Here is a 25,338-nt window from a genome sequence, read left to right as displayed (position 1 = left end):
TATGCAGTCCGGACTTTACGTCGGCATCTCTTCCCAGATCGCGCTCGAGCGCCGCTTGAACACGATCGCCGACAACATGGCCAACATGAACACCGTCGGCTTCCGTTCCACGGAGGTCAAGTTCGACGAGGTCATGAGCAAGACCCAGAACGACATCGGCGCGAAGGTCGCGTTCGTGACGCAGGGTAACGACTATCTCTCGACCCGCACCGGTGAAATGCAGCGCACGGGCAACCCGCTCGACTTTGCGGTCAAGGGCAACGCCTGGTTCGCAATCGATACGCCCGCCGGCAAGGTGCTGACCCGCGACGGCCGTTTCACGATGGACGAGCTCGGCGCGCTCCGCTCGATCCGCGGTTACGCGGTTCTCGATTCCGGTGGCGCCCCGATCCAGCTCAACCGCGACGGCGGTCCCCCGACCGTCGGCTCCGACGGCATCATCCGGCAGAACGAGCAGCCGGTCGCCAGCCTCGGTCTGTTCACGGCAGACGTCAGCAAGGGCTTCGTCCGCCACGACAACTCGGGCGTCATCACCGTCGATACCCCGCAGCCTGTTCTCGAAGGCATCGAGAATTCCGTCGTGCAGGGCTATCTCGAAGGCTCGAACGTCAACGGCATCAGCGAGATGACCCAGCTCATCCAGGTCAACCGCGCGTTCGAAAGCATTTCTTCGCTGATGCGCGACAGCGAGACTTCGCTCGATGATGCGATCAAGACACTCGGCGGTTCCAACGCTTAAACGATAGGAAACAGGGCCCACCATGATGGAAGCGGCTATCCTCGATGCAGTCAACGGCGGCAAGCTGGCCCAGCTTGCCGGTCTTTCGGCGCGTTATGCCGATCCGGCCTTCTCCGTCGCCCATGGTGGTCATGTCAGGACCATCGCTGCAGGGCATTACACCGTCGCGGGCTTGTCGAAACATGTGCGGCTCGGCGAATTCGTCGCGCACCGCAGCGCGACGGGCATCCATCTCGGCGAAGTGGTGCGGGTCGAACCGGACATCATCTATGTCTGCCCGATCGAACCCGGCGAGCCGATCGGCATCGGCGATACGGTGATTCGCAAGGGCGCCTTCCGCGTCGCGCCGGACGACAGCTGGTGCGGCCGCACGATCAATTCCCTCGGCGAGCCGATCGACGGCAAGGGTCCGATCGTCCGCGGGCTCCATCCGCGCTCGATCGCCAATACCGCTCCGCCCTCGATGACGCGCAGCCGCGTCGAAAAGGGCTTCAGGACCGGGGTCCGGGCGATCGACATCTTCTCGCCCCTCTGCCTCGGCCAGCGTCTCGGCATTTTCGCCGGCTCAGGCGTCGGCAAGTCGACGCTCCTGTCGATGCTCGCAAGAGCCGACGCCTTCGACAAGGTGGTGATCGCGCTGGTCGGCGAACGTGGCCGCGAAGTGCGCGAATTCATCGAGGATACGCTCGGCGAGAACATGTCGAAATCGATCGCCATCGTCGCGACCAGCGACGAAAGCCCGATGCTGCGCAAGATGGCGCCGCTGGTGGCGATCACCATCGCCGAACATTTCCGCGACCAGGGCGACAACGTCCTGTTCATCGCCGACAGCGTCACCCGCTTCGCCCATGCGATCCGCGAGGTCGCGGTCGCGGCCGGCGAACCGCCGATCGCCCGTGGCTATCCGGCCTCCGTCTTCACAGAATTGCCGCGCCTGCTGGAGCGCGCCGGTCCGGGCGTCGAGGGCGCGGGTACGATCACGGCGATCATCTCGATCCTCGTCGATGGTGACAACCACAACGACCCGATCGCCGACTCGACCCGCGGCATTCTCGACGGTCACATCGTTCTCGACCGCTCGCTCGCCGAGGAAGGCCGCTATCCGCCCATCAACCCGCTCGCCTCGATCTCGCGTCTTGCCCGCAAGGCCTGGACCGAGGATCAGGAAAAGCTGGTGTCGCGCCTGAAATCCCTGGTGCATCGCTACGAGGAAACCCGCGACCTGCGCCTGATCGGCGGCTACCGCGCCGGCAGCGATCCGGATCTCGACATGGCGATCAAGCAGGTTCCGGTGATCTACGAGGTCTTGAAGCAGACGCCGGCGGAAAAGCCGACGCTCGACGCTTATGCGGACCTGGCCAATGCGCTCCGGGCTGCGGCCGGACAGGGCAACCCGCAGACGGCCATAGCAAGAAGGTGATTATTCGATGAGCGACAAGAACAACCAGGAAGCGGCGGCTCAATCGAAGTCGGATGAGGCTCAGTCGCGCCTGGGCGACAAGATTCTGGTGGCCACGGGCATCAGCCTGGCTGCCGCCTCCGCCTTTTTTCCCTGGTATGTCTTCCTGAATGCCGACAAGTTCGGCATCCGGACGGAAGCCCTCGGCCGCACGCGCGATCTGCCGCCCGGTATCGGTCGGCCGGTCGTCAGCGTATCGCCGCTCGCCATGACCGACAGTTCCAAGGATGACTGGGTAAAGCCGGTCGAGCCTATGGATGGTCTGACGACGGCCACGACATCGTCGATCGGCCAGACGCGCAACAACGGCAATCTGCAGGAAGAGCAGCCCTTCCCGGGCAAAGGCAATTTCCGGCTGCTCCATGTGGCCAACGGCCGCGCCCTTATCGAAGACGGCTCGGGAATGTATCTGGTGCGGGTCGGTTCGGTCCTGCCCGACAACAGCAAGCTTGCGACGCTCGAACAACGGGACGGCAAGTGGGTGATCATTACTTCCAGCGGAGAAGTTTATCGGGACACGGGCGGAAGTGCTCGCCCGTAAGTCCGACGCAAGCTTACTCGCATAGTCTCCGGACAGAAGATGGAGATAAGCCTATGCAACCGATTCAATTGTTCGAAATGGCATCCCGGCAGGCCGAATGGCTCTCAGTGCGTCAGGAAGTCGTTGCGGGCAATATCGCGAATGCCAATACGCCGAAGTTCAAGGCTAAGGACATTACGCCTTTCAATTCGGTGCTGGACCGCACGCATATCCCGATGGCCCGCACCAACCCGGCCCATTTTGCCAGCAACGACCTCAGCGATGAGGTCGACATCAAGCCGTCGGAACTCAACGAGGAAATCGGTGTCCAGGAATCCGGAAATACCGTCTCGTTGGCCGACGAGCTGACCAAGACGGGTGAAATCAAGCGCCAATACGAATTGAGCACAGGACTGGTGAAATCGTTTCACAGCATGATGCTGACGTTAGTGAAGAGGTAAGCAAATGGATCCGCTTTCAGCCTCCCTGAAGATAGCTGGATCGGGAATGGAGGCGCAGTCGACACGTCTGCGCATCGTTTCCGAAAACATCGCCAACGCCCGCTCCACCGGCGACACGCCGGGTGCGGACCCCTACCGCCGCAAGACCATCACCTTCGGCGCGCAGCTGGACAAGGCAAGCGGCGTGGACGTGGTCGGGGTCAAGAAGCTCGGCAACGACAGCTCCAAGTTCATCGAGGAATACGATCCGTCCCATCCGGCCGCCGACGCCAAGGGCATGGTCAAGCTGCCCAACGTCAACATGCTGATCGAGATGGCCGACATGCGCGAAGCCAATCGTTCCTATGACGCAAACATCCAGACCATCAAGCAGACGCGCGAACTGATCGCTGCGACGATTGACCTTCTGAAGGCCGGACAATGATCGACAAGATTCAAAACGTTAGCTCCCTTTCGCTGTCGAACGGCATCGACGAGATCGGCTCCACCGGCAGCTCCACGCTCGCCGGCGGCATCGCCACCACGCCCGGCCAGAATACCGGCATGGATTTCTCCAGCGTCATGGCGAACATGGCGACCGACACGATGAACAGCCTCAAGGGCGCGGAATCGATGTCTTTCAAGGCCATCCAGGGCAAGGCAAATACCCGTGAAGTCGTAGATGCGGTCCTTGAAGCGCAACAGTCGCTCCAGACCGCCATGGCGCTGCGCGACAAGATCGTCTCCGCCTATCTCGAAGTCACGAAAATGCAGATCTAGAGTTTGAGGACGAAGACATGAGAGCGCTTTCCGTCGCAGCAACGGGCATGGATGCCCAGCAGACCAATCTCGAAGTCATCGCGAACAATATCGCGAACATCAACACGACCGGTTACAAGCGCGCCCGCGCCGAATTTTCCGATCTTCTCTATCAAAGCGAGCGCGCCCAGGGCGTGCCGAACCGGGCCAACCAGGCGATCGTGCCGGAAGGCGCCAATATCGGTCTCGGCGTTCAGACCTCCGCCGTGCGCAACATCCACACCCAGGGTGAATTGACCCACACCGAGAACGATCTCGACGTGGCGATCGTCGGCCGCGGCTGGTACCAGATCCAGACCCCGGATGGCCAGACGCTCTACAGCCGCGCCGGTGCCTTCAACAAGAATGCCCAGGGCCAGCTCGTCACGATCGATGGTTATGCGGTCGTGCCGAACATCACTTTCCCGGCGGATGTCAGCGAAACGAAGATCACCCGCACCGGCCAGGTCATGGTTCGCACCGGCAACTCGGCGGATTTCACCGAAATCGGCCAGCTGACCACCGCCAACTTCGTCAACGAGGCCGGCCTGCAGCCGCTCGGCGACAACCTGTTTGCGCAGACCGCGGCATCCGGCGAAGCGATCGTTGCCGCTCCGGAAGATCCCGGCTTCGGCTACCTGAAACAGGGTTATCTGGAAAGCTCCAACGTCGACGCCGTCCGCGAGATCACCGATCTGATCTCCGCCCAGCGCGCATACGAAATGAATTCCAAGGTCATCACCACCGCCGATGAGATGGCAACGATCGTCAGCAAAAACCTGAAATAATTACCAGGAGACGGGCAGACATGAAGTTTCGCCGGAAAAATGCGATTGGCGCCAGGCTGGCCTTGCGGCTCCTGGCAGCTCTTCTTGCCGCAACGGGCTCGCCGGTCCTCGCCGGGATGGGGACGGCCGTCGTGCCGACCCAGACCATCTATCCCGGCGAAGAGATCACCGAGGGCAGGGTCGAAGAGGTTCAGATCACCAATCCGAATCTGAGCGGCGACTATGCCCGCAAGACCAAGGAAGTCGTGGGCATGGTGGCAAAGCGCACGCTGCTGCCCGGTCGCACCGTTCCGGTTTCGGCGCTTCGCGAAGCCTTCGCAGTCACCCGCGGCAAAGCGGTTCGCCTGACCTTCACCATCGGCACCATGACGATTTCAGCCTCCGGCTCGCCGCTCGAGAATGCGGCAGTCGGGGACGTCATTCGTGTCCGCAATATCGATTCGGGCGTCACGGTCAGCGGCACCGTCATGGCTGACGGGACAATCCAGGTGATGGCGAAATGAGAACCCGTTTCTTCCTTACTCTCGCGGTGATCGGCTCCCTGCTGGGAAGCGCGCCGGCATCTGCCGACGGCCCCTATGTCGTCGCCGCCCGCATCAAGGATATCGCTTCGCTGCAGGCCGGCCGCGACAACCAGCTCATCGGTTACGGTCTCGTCGTCGGCCTCCAGGGCACCGGCGACAGCCTGCGCTCGTCTCCTTTCACCGACCAGTCCATGAAGGCGATGCTGCAGAACCTCGGCATCTCGACCCAGGGCAGCCAGTCCAATGCCAAGAACGTCGCGGCCGTCATGGTCACGGCCAACCTGCCTCCCTTCGCCAGCCCCGGCAGCCGTATCGACGTCACGACCAGCTCGCTCGGCGACGCGACCTCGCTGCGCGGCGGCACGCTTGTCATGACCTCGCTGTCCGGCGCCGACGGCCAGATCTACGCCGTCGCCCAGGGCGCGCTGGTCGTGTCCGGTTTCTCGGCCCAGGGTCAGGCGGCCACGCTGACCGAAGGTGTCACGACCTCGGCCCGTGTTCCGAACGGTGCCATCATCGAGCGTGAGCTGCCCTCGAAGTTCAAGGATTCGGTGAACCTCGTCCTGCAGCTCCGCAACCCGGATTTCTCGACGGCAGTGCGCGTTTCAGACATCGTCAACAGTTTCGCCGCCCGCCGCTACGGTGGCCCGATCGCCGAACCCCGCGACAGCCAGGAGGTGGTGATCGAAAAGCCGAAGAGCGCCGATCTGACCCGGTTGATGGCTGAGATCGAAAACCTCGTGGTCGAAACCGACACGCCGGCCAAGGTCGTGGTCAACGAGCGGACCGGCACCATCGTCATCGGTGCCGATGTAAAGGTCTCGCGCGTCGCGGTCAGCTACGGCACGCTGACGGTGCAGGTCACCGAAACCCCGCAGGTGATCCAGCCCGAACCCTTCTCGCGCGGCGAGACGGCTGTCCAGCCCCAGACGGATATCATGGCAATGAAGAACGGTGGCCAGGTCGCGCTCCTCAACGGTCCGGATCTGAGGACCTTGGTCGCCGGCCTCAACAGCATCGGCGTCAAGCCGGACGGCATCATCGCCATCCTGCAGGGCATCAAGTCTGCCGGCGCCCTTCAAGCGGAGCTCGTCCTGCAATGACCGAGACATTGTTCACCATTTCCATTTCGAAGAAGCTGGCCCGCCGGGTGCTTGCCGCTGCCGCTGTCCTGACACTTGTCTCGCAAGTCGGTGCGCAGCAGCCCGCTTCGGTGAGCGAAGCATCGACCAGCGACGAGATCCAGAAGTTCTGCACCAATATCGCCGACGCCGCGCGCGACCAGCGTTATCTGCTGCAGAAGCAGGAGCTTGAAAAGCTGGAGGCGGACGTCAACACCCGCATCAAGGCGCTCCAGGATCGCACCGCCGAATACCAGGACTGGCTGAAGCGCCGCAACGACTTCCTGGCGCGGGCCCAGGCCGGCCTGGTCGACATCTTCAAGACCATGAAGCCGGATGCGGCTGCGCCGCAGCTGGGAGAAATGAACATGGAGGTCGCCGCCGCGATCATCATGCAGCTTCCGGCCCGTCAGTCGGCCCTTTTCCTCGCGGAAATGGACCCGCAGAAGGCTGGCATGATCTCGACGATCATCTCAAGCGCTTCCGACCCCAATACGTCGAAAGCACGCACTCCCAATGTTCCGAAAGTGCCCTCATGATGAAACCCATTCCCGCAATCCTTTCCGTTCTCCTCCTCGCCGGTTGTTCCAGCCAGACGATCAAGGAGATCGGCAATGCGCCGGCGATGAGTCCGATCGGTAGCGGCCTGCAATATGCGCAGGCGCCGCAGATGTCGTCCTATCCGAAGCAGCCGCGGCAGATGGCGAGTGGCTATTCGCTCTGGAGCGACAACCAGTCGGCCCTGTTCAAGGATTCGCGCGCCCTCAACGTCGGCGACATCCTGACGGTCGATATCAAGATCAACGACAAGGCATCGTTCGACAACGAGACGGAACGCAACCGCAAGAACTCGACCAGCCTGACCTGGGACGCCGGCCTGAGCAACCTGTTTGGCTGGACCCCCAAGGCGAAGACGACCGGCGACCTCGGTACGGATTCGAACACGGATACCCAGGGCAAGGGAACGATCAAACGGGCCGAAACCCTGAAGCTGCTCGTTGCCGCCGTGGTGACCGGCATTCTGGAGAACGGCAACCTCCTGATCAGCGGCTCGCAGGAAGTTCGCGTCAATCACGAGATCCGCATCCTCAACGTTGCCGGTATCGTCCGGCCGCAGGATGTCGATTCCACCAATATAATTTCCTACGACAAGATTGCCGAAGCCCGAATTTCCTACGGCGGCCGTGGTCGTCTGATGGAAGTCCAGCAGCCTCCGGTCGGTCAGCAGGTCGTCGATCTGTTCTCGCCCTTCTGACGAAGCTCTCTTGATGTGAAGGTTTGAAGGCCATGGCGGATGAAGCACAGGCGGCCGACGCCGGTAAGAAAAAGAATAACGGCACCATCATGGTCGTGGCGGGCGTCGCGATCCTGACGGTGGTCGGTGCAGCCGGCGGCTGGATCGTCGGCGGCATGATCGCACCGAAGGACCCGAACGCGGCAAAGGCCCACGAGACGGCGGCTGCGGGTGGCGAGCATGGCGAAGCCGGCAAGAAGGAAGAGGGCCTTCCTCATATCTCCACCGCGGCTAACGGCGTCATTCTTCTGGAGCCGATCACCACCAATCTTGCCTATCCGTCCGAGAACTGGATCCGGCTGGAAGTCGCGCTTGCCTTCAAGGGCCCGCCGGAACTGGCGCTCGCCGAAAATATCCACCAGGATATCCTCGCCTATATGCGCACCGTTTCGCTGCAGCAGATCGAAGGCCCGCGGGGCTTTCAGTATCTGAAGGACGATATCAAGGAACGCATCGACCTTCGCTCGCAGGGCAAGGTCGCCAAGGTGATGTTCCGTTCCTTCGTGATCGAATAGGGACGATCCCAACGATCGAGCATGAAAAAAAGCGGCCCGCAAGTGGCCGCTTTTTGTTTGGGTAGGGGTCTCCGTCCGGCCGTCCGCTCCTTCCGGCATGGGCGGAAGGAGCGGCTTGTTCGGGTTAACGGAGCCGCTTGAGGAAACCGTCCGGAGCGACAGTGATCAGCAGCTTGTTCTCGACCGACTTGTCGATCTCGAATTCCGGATGGGTCTTCAGATATTCGAAGACGGCGGTTTTCGGGTTATCGCCCGGTCCCCACGGCCGGTCGCCCGCGAGTTCCTTCGGCAGGTCCTCGACGACGGTGTCGAACACGACGCAATAGCTGCCGATGCTGGTGAGCGGCGCATAAAGCTTGAGCTCCTCGAGCACATGGTCGTGGGTATGGTTGCTGTCGAGGCTGATCAGGATGCGCGAGTAGCCGGCGGCGATCTTGCGGACCTGGTCCATGATCTCCGGCGCGATGCTGGAGCCCTGGATCATTTCGATCCGCGACGCCATCGGGTGAGCCTCGATCGCGGCCTTGTTGTGGGCCCGGATGTCGATGTCGATGCCGAGAACCTTGCGCTTCGGCTTGGCCGGATCGACGACCTCGCCCTTTTCCGCGGCTTCCGACAGTTCCAGCAGCGCCAGCATCGAGGCGCTGAGGATGAGCGATCCGCCATGGGCGATGCCGGTCTCGATGATCAGGTCGGGCTTCACCGTCCAGATCAGCTCCTGCATGGCAACCATATCCTGCGGATACTGGATGATCGGCCGGCCGAGCCAGAAATAGTTGTAGGAATATTGCGAGGCGATCGACGTGCGCATGAACTGCGCTGCGCTGTCGTTCAGGTCCTTGTTTGCAGGCACGGCCGCGACGCGGGCTTCAACTTCCTTGGTGAAATCACTCATTGTCGATCCCCACATAGGTATAGGCGTTGTGAGACAGCATTCGTATTTCCTCGAGATAATTGGAGTTCATGACGTAGATGGTCGAGCCGTGGGGAAGTTTCGCCAGCGCGTGATCCGGCGATTGCACCATCAGGCCGGTTGCCGGCAGGAATTTGCCCTGCTTGGCGGGATTGATGTCGATCACCATGTCGACCGGCTGCCCCTGGCGGGATTTCAGCAGCGAGAAGGTCACGCCCTTCGACGCGCCGCCCCAGATCGCCGAGCTGTGGCCTGGAGCGATCCGGTCGCCCAGGGTACGGGTGAAATCGGCCGGAAACGCGACCAGATCGGTTTCTTCGCGCACCGGCGGCCGCAGCGAGTCCAGTTCAGCCACCACGAAGAGATACTGGCCGCCGAAAATCCGGCCGCTTTCGATGACGGTGCCGAAGATACGGTGGAAATCGGAGAGCCGGAAATAATTGACGTGCTCGTAGAACACGTCGAACCAGGCACGGTGTTCCATGATCCAGTCGAAGCAGGGCACCTCGATATAGATGCGGCCCTTGCCGCCGTTCGCCTTGCAGAGCTCGACGAGGAAATCATACGGGGCCTGGATATGCTCCAAAACGTGGCGAAGGATCAGCCCGTCGCCCTGCACATCGACGCCGGCCTCGAAATAATGCCGCTTCACGCGGGGATTGTTGCCCTCGTAGGTGGGATCGAAACCGGTGAGATCGAAACCCTTTTCAAGCAGCATTTCGAGGAAGAGGCCCTTGCCGCAGCCGACCTCGACCAGGTTTTCGCGGCCCATCGTCCGCTCGACAATACCCGACACCATTTCCAGGTGCTGGTGGAAATGCCGGCTGACGCCCTGCTCGTTATTGTAGTTGCCGTCGTAGTCCATGAGCTTGGGATCGAACGCGTCGTTATAGACGAGCCCCGTCTTCATGTCCTGTACCAGGCGGATATCGCCCTTGGCGCAGGCTTTCGCTTCCGCGGCCGTGGAATACACCCGGTTCTGGAAGGTCGGCAGCTGCGGCTGCTCGTAAAGCAGCAGGGTATCTTTCGTCGTCATGTCATCACCTCGTTAATCCCACAACGCAGGGAGGATCCACCAGATTGTCGGGACGGGCGCCGAATCGTAGGAGATCGCGGCGACCATACTCGTCGGCCAGGCGCTCGGCGATCTGCCGTACCGTGACCGGAATTCCGGAGCAGATGTTGGCTGCTCCCGTTCTGTTGCCAAGTCCGATATCGGCGATCTGCCTTCCTGCTTCCCGAACGTCCAGAAAATCGCGGATCTGGTTGCCGCTCGTCAGATCGACGGGCTTGCTCGCGGCAAGCTGCGCCCGAAGATAGGGAAACAACCGCCGTTCATCCTCGCCTTCGCCGAACAGATAGAAAAGCCGGCACCAGGCAAAGCTGATCTGATGCAGCGGCAGCCATTGCGATAGTGCCAGAAACGCCGCGGCTTTCGCGCCGGCATAGGGGCTGATCGGCCGCAGCGGCGTATCGGTCGCCAGCATACCGGCGGAAACGTCGTATTCGAAACACGTGCCCACGCCCACGAACCGTTTGACGTCCGCAAGGGCCGCGCCCTGCGCCATCCGCAATGTGCCTTCGAGGCAGGTTATATTTTCCGGCGATTGCAGGTATTTGCCGGGTTCGGCGTACCAGGCGACATGTACGACCGTATCGACGCCCTCTAGCGTTTTGGCCCACCACTCGACCGATTCGCGGAACAGATCCGGCGTCCGAACGACGCTCTCGACGGCTGCAAGATCGCCAAGTCGGCCTTCCGGTGATCCATCGCGCAGGATCGCCCGGACCCGCGCACCGGATTCGGTCAGCGACCGCAGCACCTGCCGGCCGACAAAACCTGTTCCTCCGGTGAGCAGAACCAGTGGCGTCATACGATCTGCAACTCCGGCACGGCCGTCACGAACTTCGTGCCCTGTTCGGCAAGCGAAGCCAGTTGCTGCCGGACTTCGGTCGCGATGTTCCAGGGCAGGATCATCACATAGTCCGGGCGGCGCGCGACGATCTCGTCGGGATGCAGGATCGGGATGTGGCTGCCCGGCATGAATTTGTTCTGCTTGGCGGCGGCGGCATCGCAGACATAGGGCAGCAGGTCCGGCTTGACGCCGGCGAAGTTGAGCAAGGTGTTGCCCTTGGCGGCCGCGCCATAGGCCGCCACCGTCTTGCCGTCGCGCTTTGCCTGTAGCAGGAAGCCGAGCGTATCGTTCTTGACCTTTTCGGCCTTGGCCTGGAAATCGGCATAGGTCGCGGGGGTCTGAAGGCCACGTCGCGCCTCTTCGTGGAGCAGGGCGGTAACCGCCTCCGTCGTCGGTCGCGAATCACCCGCATGGCAGCCATAGACGCGCAGGCTGCCGCCGTGAGTCGGCAGTTCCTCGACGTCGAAGACGCGCAGGCCCGCCGCTTCGAAGATCTTTCCGACCGTGAACAGCGAAAGATAGGAGAAGTGCTCGTGATAGACCGTGTCGAACTGGTTGTGTTCGATAAGCCGCATCACATGCGGAAATTCCAGCGTCACCGTGCCGCCCGTCTTCAGCACCGCCGTGATGCCGCGGGTGAAGTCGTTGATGTCGGGGACATGGGCATAGACGTTGTTGCCGAGGATGAGGTCGGCGCTCTTGCCTTCGCCCGCCAGCTGCTTGCCGAGCGATTCGCCGAAAAACTCCCGGCGGACCGGAATGCCGAGGGCCTCGGCGGCTTCGGCCGTGCTCGCAGTCGGCTCGACGCCGAGGCAGGGAATGTCGGCCCTGACGAAATTCTTCAGGAGATAACCGTCGTTCGAGGCGACCTCGATGACCATGCTGTCCCGGCCGAGGCCGAGACGGGAGGTGATCATCTCCACATAACGGACCGCATGGGCGAGCCAGCTCGTCGAGGCGCTGGAGAAATAAGCGTATTCGGCGCTGAAGAGTGATTCGGCCGACGCATAGTCTTCCGTCTGCACCAGCCAGCATTCCTCGCAGACCTGCAGCCTCAGGGGAAAATAGACCTCCGGCTTGGAAAGATCCTCGGCGGCAAGATAGGCGTTGGACGGCGGCGCAAAACCGAGATCCAGGAAATCGCAGCGGAGTGCGGTCCCGCAGTGGCGGCAGTTCATGGCGTCAGTCCCGTGAATTGTGATGTCAGGTATGGATGGCCGCGATCCCGATCCGACATTTCGGTGATCTCCAGCGGCCAGGGAATATCGAGTGCGGGATCCAGCGCGTTCAGCGCACTTTCCGAACCGGATGCATAGGGCATCGAGTGGAAATAAAGGAGCTCGCAATCTTCGGTCAGTGCCTGGAAGCCGTGCGCGAACCCTTCCGGGATCAGCAGCGAGCGGCGGTTCTCGGCGGAAAGCTCCTGCGCATGCCATTTCAGGAAGGTCGGAGAATCGCGCCTGAGATCCACGGCGACATCCCAGACCGCGCCACGCAGACAGTTGACCAGTTTCATTTCGGCATGTGGAGGATGCTGGAAATGCATGCCGCGCACCGTGCCCTTGCGCGCCGTCATCGTCAGGTTGATCTGGGCGATCGGCTTTGCCCAACCCGCCGACGCCAGTTCCTCTGCACAGAACATGCGTGACAGGAAGCCGCGCGAATCACCGAGATTCTGGCGTTCGACGAGTTTCAGGCCGGCAGGCGGCAGGTCGGTGACGGTGAAGCGGCTCAAGGGCGTGCCTCATATTCGGCGATTTCGGCTTCGCAAAGGGCGCGCGCGTCAGCGCCGTCATTCTGCGCACGATACCATTTCATCGTCCGGTCGACGGCTTCCGCCAACGACCAGCGTGGTTCGATGCCCAGCATATGCCGCGCCTTGGCGGTTTCCAAGGCAAGCCAGCCCGCTTCGTGAGGCCCTTCGGTGCCGTCGCCATATTCGACTTCGCCGCGACCGTAGGAGGCGCGGGCGATCTCGATCACCTGGCGCACTGGCGCTGCTTCGTGGCTGATCGGGCCGAAATTGAAGGCATCGCCGACGGCCGGATCGGCCCAGAGCCGCTCGGCAAGCACGAGATAGGCCGAAAGCGGCTCGAGCACATGCTGCCACGGGCGCTTCGCCTCGGGGCGCCGGACGCTCAGCGTATTGCCGGATTGCCAGGCACGCACCGCATCCGGCAGCAGCCGGTCGGCCGACCAGTCGCCGCCGCCGATCACATTGCCGGCGCGGGCGCTGGCAACCGCCACGCCTTTTTCACGCAGAAACGAATCGCGATAGCTCGAAATGACGATCTCGGACGCGGCCTTGCTGGCGCTATACGGATCATGCCCGCCGAGATGATCGGTCTCCCGGTAAGGGAAGGCGTGTTCGAGGTTGCGGTAGACCTTGTCCGTGGTAATCGCGACGACCACGCGCGCCGATGGCACCGAACGGACCGCCTCGAGCAGGTTGGCCGTTCCGAGCACATTGGTCGCGAACGTGCCGAGCGGATCCTGATAACTTGGGCGCACCAGCGCCTGCGCGCCGAGATGCAGCACGATCTCGGGGGAGGCAGCCTGCACGAGTTCGGCAAGCCTGGCCGCGTCGCGGATATCTTGGAAATGACTTTCCTTGAGGTTCGGACGCGCGAGTGCAAACAGGCTGGGCTGCGTTTCCGGCGGCAGGGCGATGCCGGTGACTTCGGCGCCGAGACGCCCGAGCCAGACGGACAGCCAGGCTCCCTTGAAGCCCGTATGCCCCGTCAGAAGAACGCGCTTACCAGCCCAGAAATTGCGGTCCGGACGAGTTCCCTCGCTCACGGCCAGATTTTCCATGGTGCTTTTCCGGAGGCCCAGAGATCTTCGAGCAGGTTCTTTTCGCGCAGCGTGTCCATCGGCTGCCAGAAGCCTTCATGCTCGTAGGCCATCAGCTCGCCCATCGTGGCAAGGTTCGCCATCGGCGCGGACTCCCAAGGCATGTTGTCGTCCTCGACGAGGTCGATGCATTTCGGGGACAGAACGAAGAAGCCCCCATTGATCAGCCCCCCGTCGCCTCGAGGTTTCTCGACAAACCCGGTGACTTGGTTACCGGCCCGTTCTAGAGCACCGTAGCGGCCCGGTGGATGGACGGCGGTGACCGTTGCCATCTTGCCGTGCGAGCGGTGGAACTGAATAGCCTGCGTGATGTCCACATCGCTCAGGCCGTCGCCGTAGGTGAAACAGAAGCTCTCCTCGTTGCGCAGGTATTCGCCGACGCGTTTCAGGCGTCCGCCGGTCATCGTCGCTTCGCCGGTATCGATCAACGTAACCTTCCAGGGATCGGCGCTGCGCCGGTGAACCTGCATCTCGTTATAGGCCATGTCGAAGGTGACGTCCGACATATGCAGGAAGTAGTTCGCAAAATACTCCTTGATGACGTAGCCCTTGTATCCGCAGCAGATGATGAACTCGTTCACGCCGTGGGCGGAGTAGAGTTTCATGATGTGCCAGAGGATCGGCCGACCGCCGATCTCGATCATCGGCTTGGGCTTAAGATGCGTCTCCTCGGAGATGCGGGTTCCCAACCCACCGGCGAGAATTACAGCTTTCAATTCCGTCTCTCCGTAACTGACGGCTATCCATTGAACGGCGATCGCCAGCAAGCCATGCAAATAAGGCTTTTCCAGAGATCGGGCTAAACGCCTCCGTCCGTTAAAGCAAGATGGTCTTGATCAGATCGTCCTGGGCGAACACCATGTTCGGCAGATAGCCCATCTCCACGAAACGGGTTCGCTCTTCCGGCAAGTGCACCAGGACTGCGGTGCTCTCAAGCTGCCTGGGAGAGGGTTCCGCCGGCTCGTCGATGATCTCCACGCGCGAAGGGAACCTTACCCTTTGCAGCCGCTCCTTGAGGGTGACGATGTCGGGGTATCCTGAAATAACGAGGTTCTCGATTCCCGCAGTCACCGTCAGCTGCCAGGAAAGGGTCTGAAGCGCCGTTGCGAGCAGGCCGCCTTCCTTGAAGGACATGACTTCCGGATGTTCGTCGAACCCTCCGAAGACCATTCTCGTATAGACTTCGTATGCCTTCACGTATTCGCGCATGCCCACGAGCAATCGCATCGAGACGGCCATCCGCTGCAGCGTGAAGTTTCTGCACAGATGTTCCTGGGTTGCGCGTTCGTCGGGCGAGGTCCCCACTTTGCCGCGCTTGGACGCGAAATAGAGGAAATATTCCAGGCCGCCGCGGTACTGGTCCCATCCGGTCGCCGCGATCTGGGCGCCGCCCTGGACGCGATCGCGTTCGACGCCGGATGCGATGACCTGGCGGTAGAACGGCGTCTTGCGGAAAACGATGTCGCCCTGGTCCAGAAAATGGGCAAGCATGGGGAACGGATAGAAGCAGATGTCCCTCGGAACCCAGGAAGCGCGGAAAGCGCTGCTGCGATAGATGCCGATTTCAGGGAAGATGTGTCCCCGGAACATGTAGTTGAAAACTTCGGCGAAGCTTTTTTCCGGGAAAACCTTGTCTTCGTTCACCGTGTAGAACTGGCCGCCCTCCACCTCGTTGATGCCGTCATACATCACCCACGGCGCATGGCAGACGGTGATGTTCGGGTTCTCGTCGAGATAAGCGACGATATTGGCGACTTCCTTGGGGATCAGGCGGTCGTCGTCGGCGAGGTAGAGAATGTAATCGCCACGTCCCAGCCGCAGCGAGCTGTTCATGTTGGGGATCATCCCGACATTCTCTGCGCCCCGGACGTAACGGATCGGCATTCCCCGCTCGATGAATTCCTTGGCGACTGCGCTGGTATTGTCGGTAGAGGCGTTGTCGGAAATGACGATTTCGTAAGGGAAATCGAAGCGGAAATCGCGATGGCACCGTTCCAGGCAATCGTGCAGGTGTTTCTCACGGTTGTAGGTGGGGATGCATATGCTGAGCTTGATGGAAGACACCGAATTTCCTCGACCTGATTTGCTCGAAAACGCCGCGGGCCCGCCGCAAGCAAGGGATGCCGAGCGGCAGATGTTCCGAGGCGCTTCCGATCGACGTTAGAACCAGCGCGTGGCTTTCCAGGCTCTGCACGTCCATGAGCTATTCCTGTTTTGAGGCTATTCAACCAGACTTGCGCCAAGCTGAATGGAGGTCGCGCCGGCGGCCAGGGTGTTGCGATTGGCCAGGCGGACGCGCCTTTCTGTGTACGAACTCCCGCAGGCGGCCCGCGGCTGTTGACCTGCAACGGCTGGGATGACTATCGAAGGTGACGCAAAGGACCTTCGTGATCGCATGATTCGGCTGATCTACCTGCTCATCGCTCTGATGGCTGTACCCGGGCTCGCACTCGCCCAGCAATCGCCCGCGGATCTCCTCAATCTGCCGGTCGATGGTTCCGCAGCCGCGTGGATCATCCGGACTTTCGGGCTGCTGACCGTCCTGTCCGTCGCCCCCGGCATCTTGATCATGGTCACGAGCTTCCCGCGGTTCGTGATCGCCTTTTCGATCCTGCGATCAGGCATGGGTCTGTCGACCGCGCCCTCGAACATGATCTTGGTCTCGATGGCGCTGTTCATGACCTTCTACGTCATGTCGCCGACCTTCGACCGGGCCTGGAACGAAGGCGTCCAGCCGCTTCTGCAAAACCAGATCACCGAGGCTCAGGCCGTTCAGCGGATCGCTGAACCCTTCCGTGTCTTCATGTCGGCCAATACACGCGACAAGGATCTGCAGCTCTTCGTCGAAATCGCCCGGGAGCGACGCCAGTCGGTCGGTACGCCGCAGGCGATCGACTACCGCGTCCTGATTCCGGCCTTCATGCTTTCGGAAATCAGGCGCGGCTTCGAAATCGGCTTCCTGATCATTCTGCCGTTTCTCGTCATCGACATGATCGTCGCGGCAATCACCATGGCGATGGGCATGATGATGCTGCCGCCGACCTCGATTTCGCTGCCCTTCAAAATCCTTTTCTTTGTCCTGATCGACGGCTGGAACCTGCTGGTGGGCAGTCTGGTCCGGTCCTTCAACTGAACGCAGAGCTGTCACAATGAAAAACGGCGGGGAATTCCCCGCCGTTTTTTGTTGGCTATCAGTTCGTGCGTGTGCTGAAGGGGCCTTCCCGCGGGGGGAGGGCCGGGACGCTGAAATGATCGGGCTTGGCCTTGGCTTTCGCCCGGTCCGCCATCATCGTGTAGGCAGTCTCCAGATGCCGGGTATAACGCTCGGCATCGAACAGGGGATGCGTAAAGCGGTTCGCCTCCAGCCGCTTGCGGACCTCTTTGAGCTCCTCGCGGTTGTTGTAGTAGTGCACCGCGCGGCGAACGAAATCGTCCGGGTCGTCGGAGACCAGCTCCGGCAAGCCGAGAGAATTCAGCAGGCTTTCACTCACCCGGGATGCGAAATTCTTGCCCTTGTAGGTCAGCATCGGAAGTCCGGCCCACAGCTTCTCGGAGGTCGTCGTGTGACCGTTATACGGGTAGGTATCAAGGCCGAGATCCGTCAGGCCGATGCGGTTGATATAGGCCGCATAATTGTTGACGCGATCGCCGAACATGAGCCGGCTTTCGGGAATCCCTGCTTCCGCGAAAGCCTTGATCAGGTTCTTTCGTGCGCCGAACCGTTCGCGGCAGATCAGGAAGAGCAAGCTTTCCGGTGTTTCCTTCAGAACGCGTACCCAAAGGTCGATCGTTGCGGGCGTGAATTTCCAGTGGCTGTGGAAGCACGAGAAGATGAAGGCGTCCTCGGGCATGTTGCAGAGCGCCCGATCGATGGGCTGCGGCATCGGGCGGTGCACGGCTTCGTTCGGGAAGAACGTCTCGGGCATCCAGACAACCTTCTCGTAATAGTTCGGGAAGGAGCTTTCCGGCACCACCGTGCTGTCGGCGATCAGGTAGTCGATGTCGACATTGACCACCGTGCCCGGATAGCCGAGCCACGTCGCATGCACCGGCGCGGTCTGCCGGTTCATCACGAAGACCCGGTTTTCCGCGGTGTGTCCCTGCAGATCGACGAGGATGTCGATATTCTCGGCCTTGATGGCTTCGGCCGCCTCGTCATCGGTCATCCCGCGGATACGGACGACCCGGCCCCATTCCTCGCGGATGGCGTTGTTGTCGTTGCGCAGGCGCTCGGCCGGAGCGTTGCAGAAGAGGGTGATGTCGAAACGGCTCTTGTCGTGCGATTCTAGGATGCCGCGAAGCGCCTTCATGACGGCGTGTTCCGTCCAAAGGTCGGCGGAAAGGTAGCCTATGCGCAGTTTATGGCCCCAGCGATGCGGCATGTTATGCCTTTTCGAGGCGGCGTTCTTGGGTTTCCGCTCGCCCATTCTGGAGCCTGCGATGGCGTTCGTCTTTTCGTCGTCGCACCAGCGCAGGTTAAAGAGCGAGACTTCGTCAGCAACGGCTTCGAATTCACCCCTGGCGATTTCTTCCCGCTGGATCGGTTCGTATTTCCGGATGACATCGTAATCGAGCGCATCTCTCATGGCCGAGAGATAGAAATTGCGCACGATCCGGTCCTCGGGGTCTTTCTCAAAGATCTCGAGGATGCACTTGTTCTCTTCGTCGCTGCGGTCCTGCAGCCGGATCGAGCGGGCGGCAAGCTGCCGGTGTGTCGGCTCGTCGCTTTTTGCGAGCGTATTGCGGAAGGCTTCGGCACCGTCCAGTTCCTGGCGCATCAGGGCGCCGGACATGAGGACTGCCATATCCGGATCGGCAATCGCCTCTTTGAGGTTGCGCGCACCGAGGCGCAGGACGTTGATGTCGTCGTTATTGGAGAAATGAAGCCGCATGGCTTCACGCGTGTACTTGAGCTTGTGCGGGGATTCCATCTCGCCGGCGATTTGGAAAGCCTGGGCGGCCTCGGTCTTCATCTTGAGCTTCAGCAGCGTTGCGCCCAGGAGTGCGTAGTGCCTCGGATCCTTGTGAACGTCCAGCAGCTTGTTCAGGATGCCCAATACATCGTGATATTCTTTTTTGTCGAAGTGGTTTTGGGCTGCGACATATTGCCGTTGTATCTTCAGGGGTTTCAAGGCTTCCCGCTCCAGTAAAGTTGTGCCGGCGTCCCGGCAAATCGGCTTCACCGCGCATCGTGGCAAGCCAAGCTTGCATGAAGCCGACCTCGGCGGAGCGGGCGCTTCGTATACCGTCCGTTAATTATGCCGCCCGAACGGTTTTCAGGTCCTCGTGCTCTTTAAAGAACTTAGCAAGGATTTGCTGCGAGATTTGCCTCACACGACGGGTTTGGTACTGCTTCAGATCGAAGAGACCGAGTTGGCATGATGCCGGACCGAAGTGCCGGTAAAATATACAGTCCGGTATGTCCCCCCTCCAAGTATTTAGTTCAAAGGGACAATCAACTATGGCTAGCATTCTCACCAACGTGTCGGCGATGGCCGCGCTTCAGACGCTGCGCAGCATCGGCAACGACATGGAATCCACGCAGAGCCGCGTTTCTTCCGGTCTGCGCGTCGGCACCGCTTCCGACAACGCCGCTTACTGGTCGATCGCGACCACCATGCGTTCTGACAAGGGTTCGCTCTCGACCGTCCAGGACGCTCTCGGTCTTGGCGCCGCCAAGGTCGACACTGCCTATTCCGCCATGGAATCGGCCATCGACGTCGTCACCGAAATCAAGAACAAGCTGGTTGCAGCTTCCGAGCCGGGCGTCGACAAGTCCAAGGTCCAGGAAGAAATCACCCAGCTGCAGAGCCAGCTGAAGAGCATCGCTTCTTCCGCTTCGTTCTCCGGCGAAAACTGGCTGCAGGCCGAAATCGGCGGTTCGCAGAGCGCCACCACCGGCATCATCTATGCCAACACCGAGATCACCAAGCAGCTCGTCGGTTCGTTCGTTCGCGACAGCGACGGCAACGTTTCGGTCAAGTCTGTCAACGTAACTCTCGACGAAACCAACGTCCTGTTCGACCTTTCCGGCGGCCGCGGCGGTCTTCTCGACCAGAACGCCCTTAACGGTTTCCGCGCCATCAACTTCGACGACGGCACGACCAACCACAAGGAATATTTCGGCAAGATCAACACTTCGGCGATCTACGCCACCAACGCTGTCTGGAAGGACATCGGCGGCGGCGTGTTCATGAAGGGCGACACCAACGGCGTCTATTCTTCGGGCTCCAACGGCACCTACATGATCAAGGTCGGCGGCGCTTACATCGACGCAGTCTACACCACCAAGGGCTACGACTTCTCGGCTGGTGCGACCGCAACGTCCGGCATCAAGTACGGCGCTGACATCTCGGTTTCCGACCTCGACATCACCAAGCTGGAAGACTACCGCGACTCCAGCGGCGTCAGCTACCTCGGTCTCGGGACCAAAGCCAGCGATGAAGACCTCATGGCTGCACTGACATCGTTCGTCGATGGCCAGCTCGAAGCGATGGGCAGCGCGGCTGCCAAGCTCGGCGCGGTCTCGAAGCGCATCGACATGCAGTCGGACTTCGTCTCGAAGCTCACCGACTCGATCGACAAGGGCGTCGGCCGACTGGTGGATGCGGACATGAACGAGGAGTCGACCAAGCTCAAGGCACTGCAGACCCAGCAGCAGCTGGCCATCCAGTCGCTCTCGATCGCCAACTCCGACTCGCAGAACATCCTGTCGCTGTTCCGCTAATCGAACCAGGGAAATGGCGCGGGGGCTGACCGCGCCATTGACCTCAGAAAAAGGCCGCGTCCGAATTCGGACGCGGCCTTTTTCATTTTCTGTTTCGCTTCAATCTTCCTTAATCATATTGCGGTTATCTAGAAGCATCGAAACGGTGAGTTAACCAAGAAAATTAAATGGTTAACAAGCATGATGCTGTCCGCGTTTCCCGGTGTAATCCGGAATGTCCCTTCCTACAATGAGCCATTCAAGGGGCAATCAATATGACTAGCATTCTTACCAACGTCGCAGCTATGGCTGCGCTCCAGACCCTGCGCGGTATCGGCAACGAGATGGAATCGACGCAGAGCCGCGTTTCCTCCGGTCTGCGCGTCGGCACTGCTTCCGACAACGCCGCTTACTGGTCGATCGCGACCACCATGCGTTCCGACAAGGGCGCTCTCTCGACCGTTCAGGACGCTCTTGGTCTTGGCGCCGCCAAGGTCGACACCGCCTATTCCGCCATGGAATCGGCCATCGACGTCGTCACCGAAATCAAGAACAAGCTGGTTGCAGCTTCTGAACCGGGCGTCGACAAGTCCAAGGTCCAGGAAGAAATCACCCAGCTGCAGAGCCAGCTGAAGAGCATCGCTTCCTCCGCTTCGTTCTCCGGCGAAAACTGGCTGCAGGCTGAAATCGGCGGTTCGCAGAGCGCCACCACCGGCATCATCTATGGCTCCAGCGAGATCACCAAGCAGCTGGTTGGTTCGTTCATCCGCGATGCTGACGGTAACGTCTCGGTCAAGACCATCAACGTCGTCCTCGACGAACAGAACGTTCTGTTCGACCTTTCCGGCGGTCACGGCGGTCTTCTCGACCAGAACGCCCTTAACGGTTTCCGCGCCATCAACTTCGACGACGGCACGACGAACCACAAGGAATACTTCGGCAAGATCAACACGTCTGCCTACTACGCCACCAACGCTCTCTGGAAGGACATCGGCGGCGGCGTATTCATGAAGGGCGACACCAACGGCGTCTACTCTTCGGGCTCCAACGGCACCTACATGATCAAGGTCGGCGGCGCTTACATCGACGCAGTCTACACCACCAAGGGTTATGACTTCTCGGCTGGTGCAACGGCGACTGCCGGTATCAAGTACGGCACCGACATCTCGGTTTCCGACCTCGACATCACCCGCCTCGAAGACTACCGCGACTCCAGCGGCGTCAGCTACCTCGGCCTCGGTACCAGAGCCAGCGATGAAGACCTCATGGCTGCACTGACCTCGTTCGTCGATGGCCAGCTCGAAGCGATGAACAGCGCGGCTGCCAAGCTCGGCGCGGTTTCGAAGCGTCTCGATATGCAGACCGACTTCGTCTCCAAGCTGACGGATTCCTTCGACAAGGGTGTCGGTCGTCTCGTGGATGCCGACATGAACGAAGAGTCGACGAAGCTCAAGGCACTGCAGACCCAGCAGCAGCTGGCCATCCAGTCGCTCTCGATCGCCAACTCCGACTCGCAGAACATCCTGTCGCTGTTCCGTTAATCGAAATAGGGAAAATGGCGCGGAGGCTGACCGCGCCACGGACCCGAAAAAGGGCCGCGTCCGAATTCGGACGCGGCTTTTTTCATTTTCCTAATCTGTTTCAATCTTCATTAACCATATTGGGTTTACCTAGGAGCATCGAAACGGTGAGTTAACCAAGAAAATTAAATGGTTAACAAGCATGATGCTGTCCGCCGTTCCCGGTGAAATCCGGAATGTCCCTTTTCGTAATCAGCCACTCAAGGGGCACCTAAAATGACAAGTATTCTGACCAACATTGCAGCTATGTCTGCTCTCCAGACCCTGCGCGGTCTCGCGACCGACATGGAATCCACGCAGAGCCGTGTTTCCTCCGGTCTGCGCGTCGGCACTGCCTCCGACAACGCCGCTTACTGGTCGATCGCGACCACCATGCGTTCCGACAACGGCGCACTCTCCGCAGTCCAGGACGCCCTCGGCCTCGGCGCCGCCAAGGTCGATACCGCCTATTCCGCCATGGAATCGGCCATCGACGTCGTCAAGGAAATCAAGAACAAGCTGGTCGCAGCGTCCGAACCGGGCGTCGATAAGTCCAAGGTTCAGGAAGAAATCACCCAGCTGCAGAGCCAGCTGAAGAGCATCGCCTCTTCTGCCTCGTTCTCCGGCGAAAACTGGCTGCAGGCCGAAATCGGCGGTTCGCAGAGCGCCACCACCGGCGTCATCTATGGCTCCAGCGAAATCACCAAGCAGCTCGTCGGTTCGTTCGTCCGTGACGCCGACGGCAACGTCTCGGTCAAGACCATCAACGTGGTCCTCGACGAACAGAACGTCCTGTTCGACCTGAGCGGTGGCCGCGGCGGTCTTCTTGACCAGAACGCCCTCAACGGTTTCCGCGCCATCAACTACGACGACGGCACGACCAACCACAAGGAATACTTCGGTAAGATCAACACGTCCTCGTATTATGCGACCAACTCTGTCTGGAAGGACATTGGCGGCGGCGTGTTCATGCGCGGCGACACCAACGGCGTCTATTCTTCGGGCTCCAACGGTACCTACATGATCAAGGTCGGCGGCGCTTACATCGACGCGATCTACACCACCAAGGGCTACGACTTCTCGGCTGGTGCGACGGCAACCGGCGGCATCAAATACGGGACGGACATCTCGGTTTCCGACCTCGACATCACCAAGCTCAAGGACTACCGCGACTCCAGCGGCGTCAGCTATCTGGGTCTGGGTACCAGAGCCAGTGACGAAGACCTCATGGCGGCACTGACATCCTTCGTCGATGGCCAGTTGGAAGCGATGGCGAGCGGGGCTGCCAAGCTCGGCGCCGTATCGAAGCGTCTCGAATTGCAGACTGACTTCGTCTCGAAGCTCACCGACTCGATCGACAAGGGCGTCGGCCGCCTGGTGGATGCGGACATGAACGAGGAATCGACGAAGCTCAAGGCACTGCAAACCCAGCAGCAGCTGGCGATCCAGTCGCTCTCGATTGCAAACTCGGACTCGCAGAACATCCTGACCCTCTTCCGTTAATAAGACGGGCAGATATCACCTCAAGAAGCCGCGCCCTCACCGGGCGCGGCTTTTTTTCGTGCCTGGAGGTTTTTTCCGTGGTCGGTAGTTTTTGTTAACTTTCGTAAATGCCGTTTAACCTTTGTTAACCATTTCGACCCTAAATGAGCTCATCGAAACGATGGGTTAACCAAGACGAAGAAAAGGTTAACAGGCATCAGGCCAAGCCAACGTTCACCGGTGTGATCCCGGAAATGTCCCTTCCATCTAGCCAATCAAGGGGCAACCAAAATGACCAGCATTCTTACCAATATCGCAGCTATGTCTGCGCTCCAGACTCTCCGCAGCATCGACACCCAGATGCAGACCACGCAGAGCCGCGTTTCCTCCGGCCTGCGCGTCGGTACCGCTTCCGACAACGCCGCCTACTGGTCGATCGCGACCACCATGCGTTCCGACAACGGCGCTCTTTCCGCAGTCCAGGACGCTCTCGGCCTCGGCGCCGCAAAGGTCGATACCGCCTATTCCGCAATGGAAAGCGTTGTCGACGTCGTTAAGGAAATCAAGAACAAGCTCGTCACCGCCTCCGAGGCAGGTGTCGACAAGGCGAAGATCCAGGCGGAAATTTCCCAGCTTCAGGATCAGCTGAAGAGCATCACCTCCTCGGCTTCGTTCTCGGGTGAAAACTGGCTGCAGGCCGAAGTCGGCGGCGCCACCAACGCCACCACGGGCCTGGTCTATGCGGCCAACCCGGTCGTCAAGCAGGTCGTGAGCTCGTTCATCCGCGATCCGGACGGCAATGTCGCAGTCAAGTCGGTGGATGTAATCCTCAACGAAAGCAACGTTCTGTTCGACCTTTCAGGCGGCCACGGCGGTCTGCTCGACGGCAATTCCTACAATGGTTTCCGCGCGATCGACTATGACGACGGCACGACCAACCACAAGGAATACTTCGGCAAGATCAACACGGCTGCCGTCTATGCAACGGACGCACTGTGGAAGGATGTCGGCGGCGGCGTCTACATGAAGGGCGACACCAACGGTATCTACACCGCAGGCACCAGCGGTACCTACCTCATCAAGATCGGTGGCGCCTACATCGACGCGATCTACACGACCAAGGGCTACGACTTCTCGGCTGGCGCAACCGCTACGGCCGGCATCAAGTACGCCTCCAACATCTCCATCTCCGAACTGAACATCACCAAGCTTGACGACTACCGCAATTCGAACGGTACCAGCTACCTCGGCATGGGGACGAAAGCCACCGATCAGGACCTCATGGCGGCCCTCAACTCATTCGTCGACGGTCAGCTCGAAAAGCTCATCAGCGCGACGGCGAAGCTCGGGTCGATCTCCAAGCGTATCGACATGCAGGAGGATTTCGTCTCCAAGCTCACGGACTCCATCGACAGCGGCATCGGCCGACTGGTGGATGCCGACATGAGCGAGGAATCGACCAGACTCAAGGCCCTGCAGACCCAGCAGCAGCTTGCGATCCAGTCCCTCTCGATCGCCAACACCAGTTCCGAGAATATTCTGTCGCTCTTCCGTCAGTAGGCGGCGCTCTAGGCTAGGAGCGGTTTCGTCCCGCTCTGCTGACGTGATAGCAAATATTCCGGAAAGAAGACCGCGTCCCGAAAGGGGCGCGGTTTTTCGCGTTTGGGGCGTGGCTTGCGCGAAACCTGCACGCTTGTCGGATAACGCCGTT

General features: G+C 60.5%; 26 protein-coding genes. 17 read left to right on the top strand and 9 right to left on the bottom strand.

The window, feature by feature from the left end; translation table 11 throughout:
• The first annotated feature begins 1 nt into the window (after position 1).
• From flgF to J2X76_RS04895, 12 genes are read left to right on the top strand one after another with little or no spacing between them, the layout of a single operon-like run.
• A complete protein-coding gene (flgF, locus tag J2X76_RS04950; protein ID WP_113131408.1) occupies positions 2-739 on the top strand; it encodes a flagellar basal-body rod protein FlgF in 738 nt (245 codons plus the stop codon).
• A gap of 22 nt (positions 740-761) precedes the next feature.
• Positions 762-2,159 (top strand): flagellar protein export ATPase FliI, encoded by a 1,398-nt coding sequence (fliI, locus tag J2X76_RS04945; protein WP_113131409.1) that lies wholly within the window; start codon positions 762-764, stop codon positions 2,157-2,159.
• A 7-nt stretch (positions 2,160-2,166) separates the two neighbouring features.
• Positions 2,167-2,739: a flagellar protein gene (locus tag J2X76_RS04940; RefSeq protein WP_113131410.1), complete on the top strand. Its 573-nt coding sequence runs from the start codon at positions 2,167-2,169 to the stop codon at positions 2,737-2,739.
• 53 nt (positions 2,740-2,792) lie between these two features.
• Positions 2,793-3,179 (top strand): flagellar basal body rod protein FlgB, encoded by a 387-nt coding sequence (gene flgB / locus J2X76_RS04935; protein WP_113131411.1) that lies wholly within the window; start codon positions 2,793-2,795, stop codon positions 3,177-3,179.
• Between the two features lie 4 nt (positions 3,180-3,183).
• Complete coding sequence (flgC, locus tag J2X76_RS04930) at positions 3,184-3,603, top strand: flagellar basal body rod protein FlgC (RefSeq protein ID WP_113131412.1); 420 nt, start codon at positions 3,184-3,186, stop codon at positions 3,601-3,603.
• Positions 3,600-3,938, top strand: coding sequence for a flagellar hook-basal body complex protein FliE (locus J2X76_RS04925; protein WP_113131413.1), 339 nt, complete (start codon positions 3,600-3,602; stop codon positions 3,936-3,938). The genes flgC and J2X76_RS04925 overlap by 4 nt, the downstream gene beginning before the upstream one ends.
• A 17-nt stretch (positions 3,939-3,955) precedes the next feature.
• Positions 3,956-4,744 carry a flagellar basal-body rod protein FlgG gene (gene flgG / locus J2X76_RS04920; protein WP_113131414.1) on the top strand — a complete coding sequence of 263 codons (789 nt, stop codon included), beginning with the start codon at positions 3,956-3,958 and terminating at the stop codon, positions 4,742-4,744.
• 20 nt (positions 4,745-4,764) lie between these two features.
• Complete coding sequence (flgA, locus tag J2X76_RS04915) at positions 4,765-5,247, top strand: flagellar basal body P-ring formation chaperone FlgA (protein ID WP_113131415.1); 483 nt, start codon at positions 4,765-4,767, stop codon at positions 5,245-5,247.
• Entirely contained in the window at positions 5,244-6,371 is a 1,128-nt protein-coding gene (locus tag J2X76_RS04910) for a flagellar basal body P-ring protein FlgI (RefSeq protein WP_113131416.1), read from the top strand. The genes flgA and J2X76_RS04910 overlap by 4 nt, the downstream gene beginning before the upstream one ends.
• On the top strand, positions 6,368-6,928 hold the full coding sequence (locus J2X76_RS04905; protein WP_113284412.1) for a MotE family protein: 561 nt from the start codon (positions 6,368-6,370) through the stop codon (positions 6,926-6,928). The genes J2X76_RS04910 and J2X76_RS04905 overlap by 4 nt, the downstream gene beginning before the upstream one ends.
• A complete protein-coding gene (gene flgH, locus J2X76_RS04900) occupies positions 6,925-7,644 on the top strand; it encodes a flagellar basal body L-ring protein FlgH (RefSeq protein WP_113131418.1) in 720 nt (239 codons plus the stop codon). The genes J2X76_RS04905 and flgH overlap by 4 nt, the downstream gene beginning before the upstream one ends.
• A 32-nt stretch (positions 7,645-7,676) precedes the next feature.
• Positions 7,677-8,198: a flagellar basal body-associated FliL family protein gene (locus J2X76_RS04895; RefSeq protein ID WP_113131419.1), complete on the top strand. Its 522-nt coding sequence runs from the start codon at positions 7,677-7,679 to the stop codon at positions 8,196-8,198.
• A gap of 124 nt (positions 8,199-8,322) precedes the next feature.
• Here the strand turns inward: J2X76_RS04895 and J2X76_RS04890 are convergent, their stop codons facing one another.
• The 8 genes from J2X76_RS04890 to J2X76_RS04855 form a co-directional block, all read right to left on the bottom strand.
• The gene (locus J2X76_RS04890; RefSeq protein ID WP_113131420.1) at positions 8,323-9,093 is read right to left on the bottom strand and encodes a cephalosporin hydroxylase family protein; all 771 of its coding nucleotides are present in this window, start codon (positions 9,091-9,093) and stop codon (positions 8,323-8,325) included.
• Positions 9,086-10,147 (bottom strand): class I SAM-dependent methyltransferase, encoded by a 1,062-nt coding sequence (locus tag J2X76_RS04885; protein ID WP_113131421.1) that lies wholly within the window; start codon positions 10,145-10,147, stop codon positions 9,086-9,088. The genes J2X76_RS04890 and J2X76_RS04885 overlap by 8 nt, the downstream gene beginning before the upstream one ends.
• 4 nt (positions 10,148-10,151) lie before the next feature.
• Complete coding sequence (locus J2X76_RS04880; RefSeq protein ID WP_310213751.1) at positions 10,152-10,985, bottom strand: NAD(P)-dependent oxidoreductase; 834 nt, start codon at positions 10,983-10,985, stop codon at positions 10,152-10,154.
• On the bottom strand, positions 10,982-12,205 hold the full coding sequence (locus tag J2X76_RS04875) for a class I SAM-dependent methyltransferase (protein WP_310213750.1): 1,224 nt from the start codon (positions 12,203-12,205) through the stop codon (positions 10,982-10,984). Before J2X76_RS04875 ends, J2X76_RS04880 begins: the two co-directional genes overlap by 4 nt.
• Positions 12,202-12,762, bottom strand: coding sequence for a dTDP-4-dehydrorhamnose 3,5-epimerase family protein (locus J2X76_RS04870; RefSeq protein WP_113131424.1), 561 nt, complete (start codon positions 12,760-12,762; stop codon positions 12,202-12,204). Before J2X76_RS04870 ends, J2X76_RS04875 begins: the two co-directional genes overlap by 4 nt.
• Positions 12,759-13,841 (bottom strand): CDP-glucose 4,6-dehydratase, encoded by a 1,083-nt coding sequence (rfbG, locus tag J2X76_RS04865; protein ID WP_310213749.1) that lies wholly within the window; start codon positions 13,839-13,841, stop codon positions 12,759-12,761. The genes J2X76_RS04870 and rfbG overlap by 4 nt, the downstream gene beginning before the upstream one ends.
• The gene (gene rfbF / locus J2X76_RS04860) at positions 13,823-14,596 is read right to left on the bottom strand and encodes a glucose-1-phosphate cytidylyltransferase (protein ID WP_310214715.1); all 774 of its coding nucleotides are present in this window, start codon (positions 14,594-14,596) and stop codon (positions 13,823-13,825) included. Before rfbF ends, rfbG begins: the two co-directional genes overlap by 19 nt.
• Positions 14,597-14,696: 100 nt before the next feature.
• On the bottom strand, positions 14,697-15,944 hold the full coding sequence (locus J2X76_RS04855; protein WP_310213748.1) for a glycosyltransferase family 2 protein: 1,248 nt from the start codon (positions 15,942-15,944) through the stop codon (positions 14,697-14,699).
• Positions 15,945-16,275: 331 nt separating this feature from the next.
• Between J2X76_RS04855 and fliP the strand changes: the two genes are divergently transcribed.
• Positions 16,276-17,013, top strand: coding sequence for a flagellar type III secretion system pore protein FliP (gene fliP, locus J2X76_RS04850; protein WP_113131433.1), 738 nt, complete (start codon positions 16,276-16,278; stop codon positions 17,011-17,013).
• A gap of 58 nt (positions 17,014-17,071) precedes the next feature.
• Here the strand turns inward: fliP and J2X76_RS04845 are convergent, their stop codons facing one another.
• Complete coding sequence (locus tag J2X76_RS04845; RefSeq protein ID WP_310213747.1) at positions 17,072-19,012, bottom strand: glycosyl transferase; 1,941 nt, start codon at positions 19,010-19,012, stop codon at positions 17,072-17,074.
• A gap of 329 nt (positions 19,013-19,341) precedes the next feature.
• Here J2X76_RS04845 and J2X76_RS04840 point away from each other — a divergent pair, with 329 nt between their 5' ends.
• From J2X76_RS04840 to J2X76_RS04825, 4 genes are all read left to right on the top strand, one after another.
• The gene (locus J2X76_RS04840; protein ID WP_310213746.1) at positions 19,342-20,607 is read left to right on the top strand and encodes a flagellin; all 1,266 of its coding nucleotides are present in this window, start codon (positions 19,342-19,344) and stop codon (positions 20,605-20,607) included.
• 254 nt (positions 20,608-20,861) lie between these two features.
• The gene (locus tag J2X76_RS04835) at positions 20,862-22,127 is read left to right on the top strand and encodes a flagellin (RefSeq protein ID WP_310213745.1); all 1,266 of its coding nucleotides are present in this window, start codon (positions 20,862-20,864) and stop codon (positions 22,125-22,127) included.
• Positions 22,128-22,382: 255 nt separating this feature from the next.
• Positions 22,383-23,648, top strand: a complete 1,266-nt coding sequence (locus J2X76_RS04830) for a flagellin (RefSeq protein ID WP_113129692.1) — start codon at positions 22,383-22,385, stop codon at positions 23,646-23,648.
• A 270-nt stretch (positions 23,649-23,918) separates the two neighbouring features.
• A complete protein-coding gene (locus tag J2X76_RS04825; RefSeq protein ID WP_113129693.1) occupies positions 23,919-25,187 on the top strand; it encodes a flagellin in 1,269 nt (422 codons plus the stop codon).
• The last annotated feature ends 151 nt before the right edge of the window (positions 25,188-25,338 follow it).

This window comes from Neorhizobium sp. 2083 (genome assembly GCF_031455615.1).
Classification (GTDB): domain Bacteria; phylum Pseudomonadota; class Alphaproteobacteria; order Rhizobiales; family Rhizobiaceae; genus Neorhizobium.
This window is presented reverse-complemented; position numbering and strand designations above follow the sequence as displayed.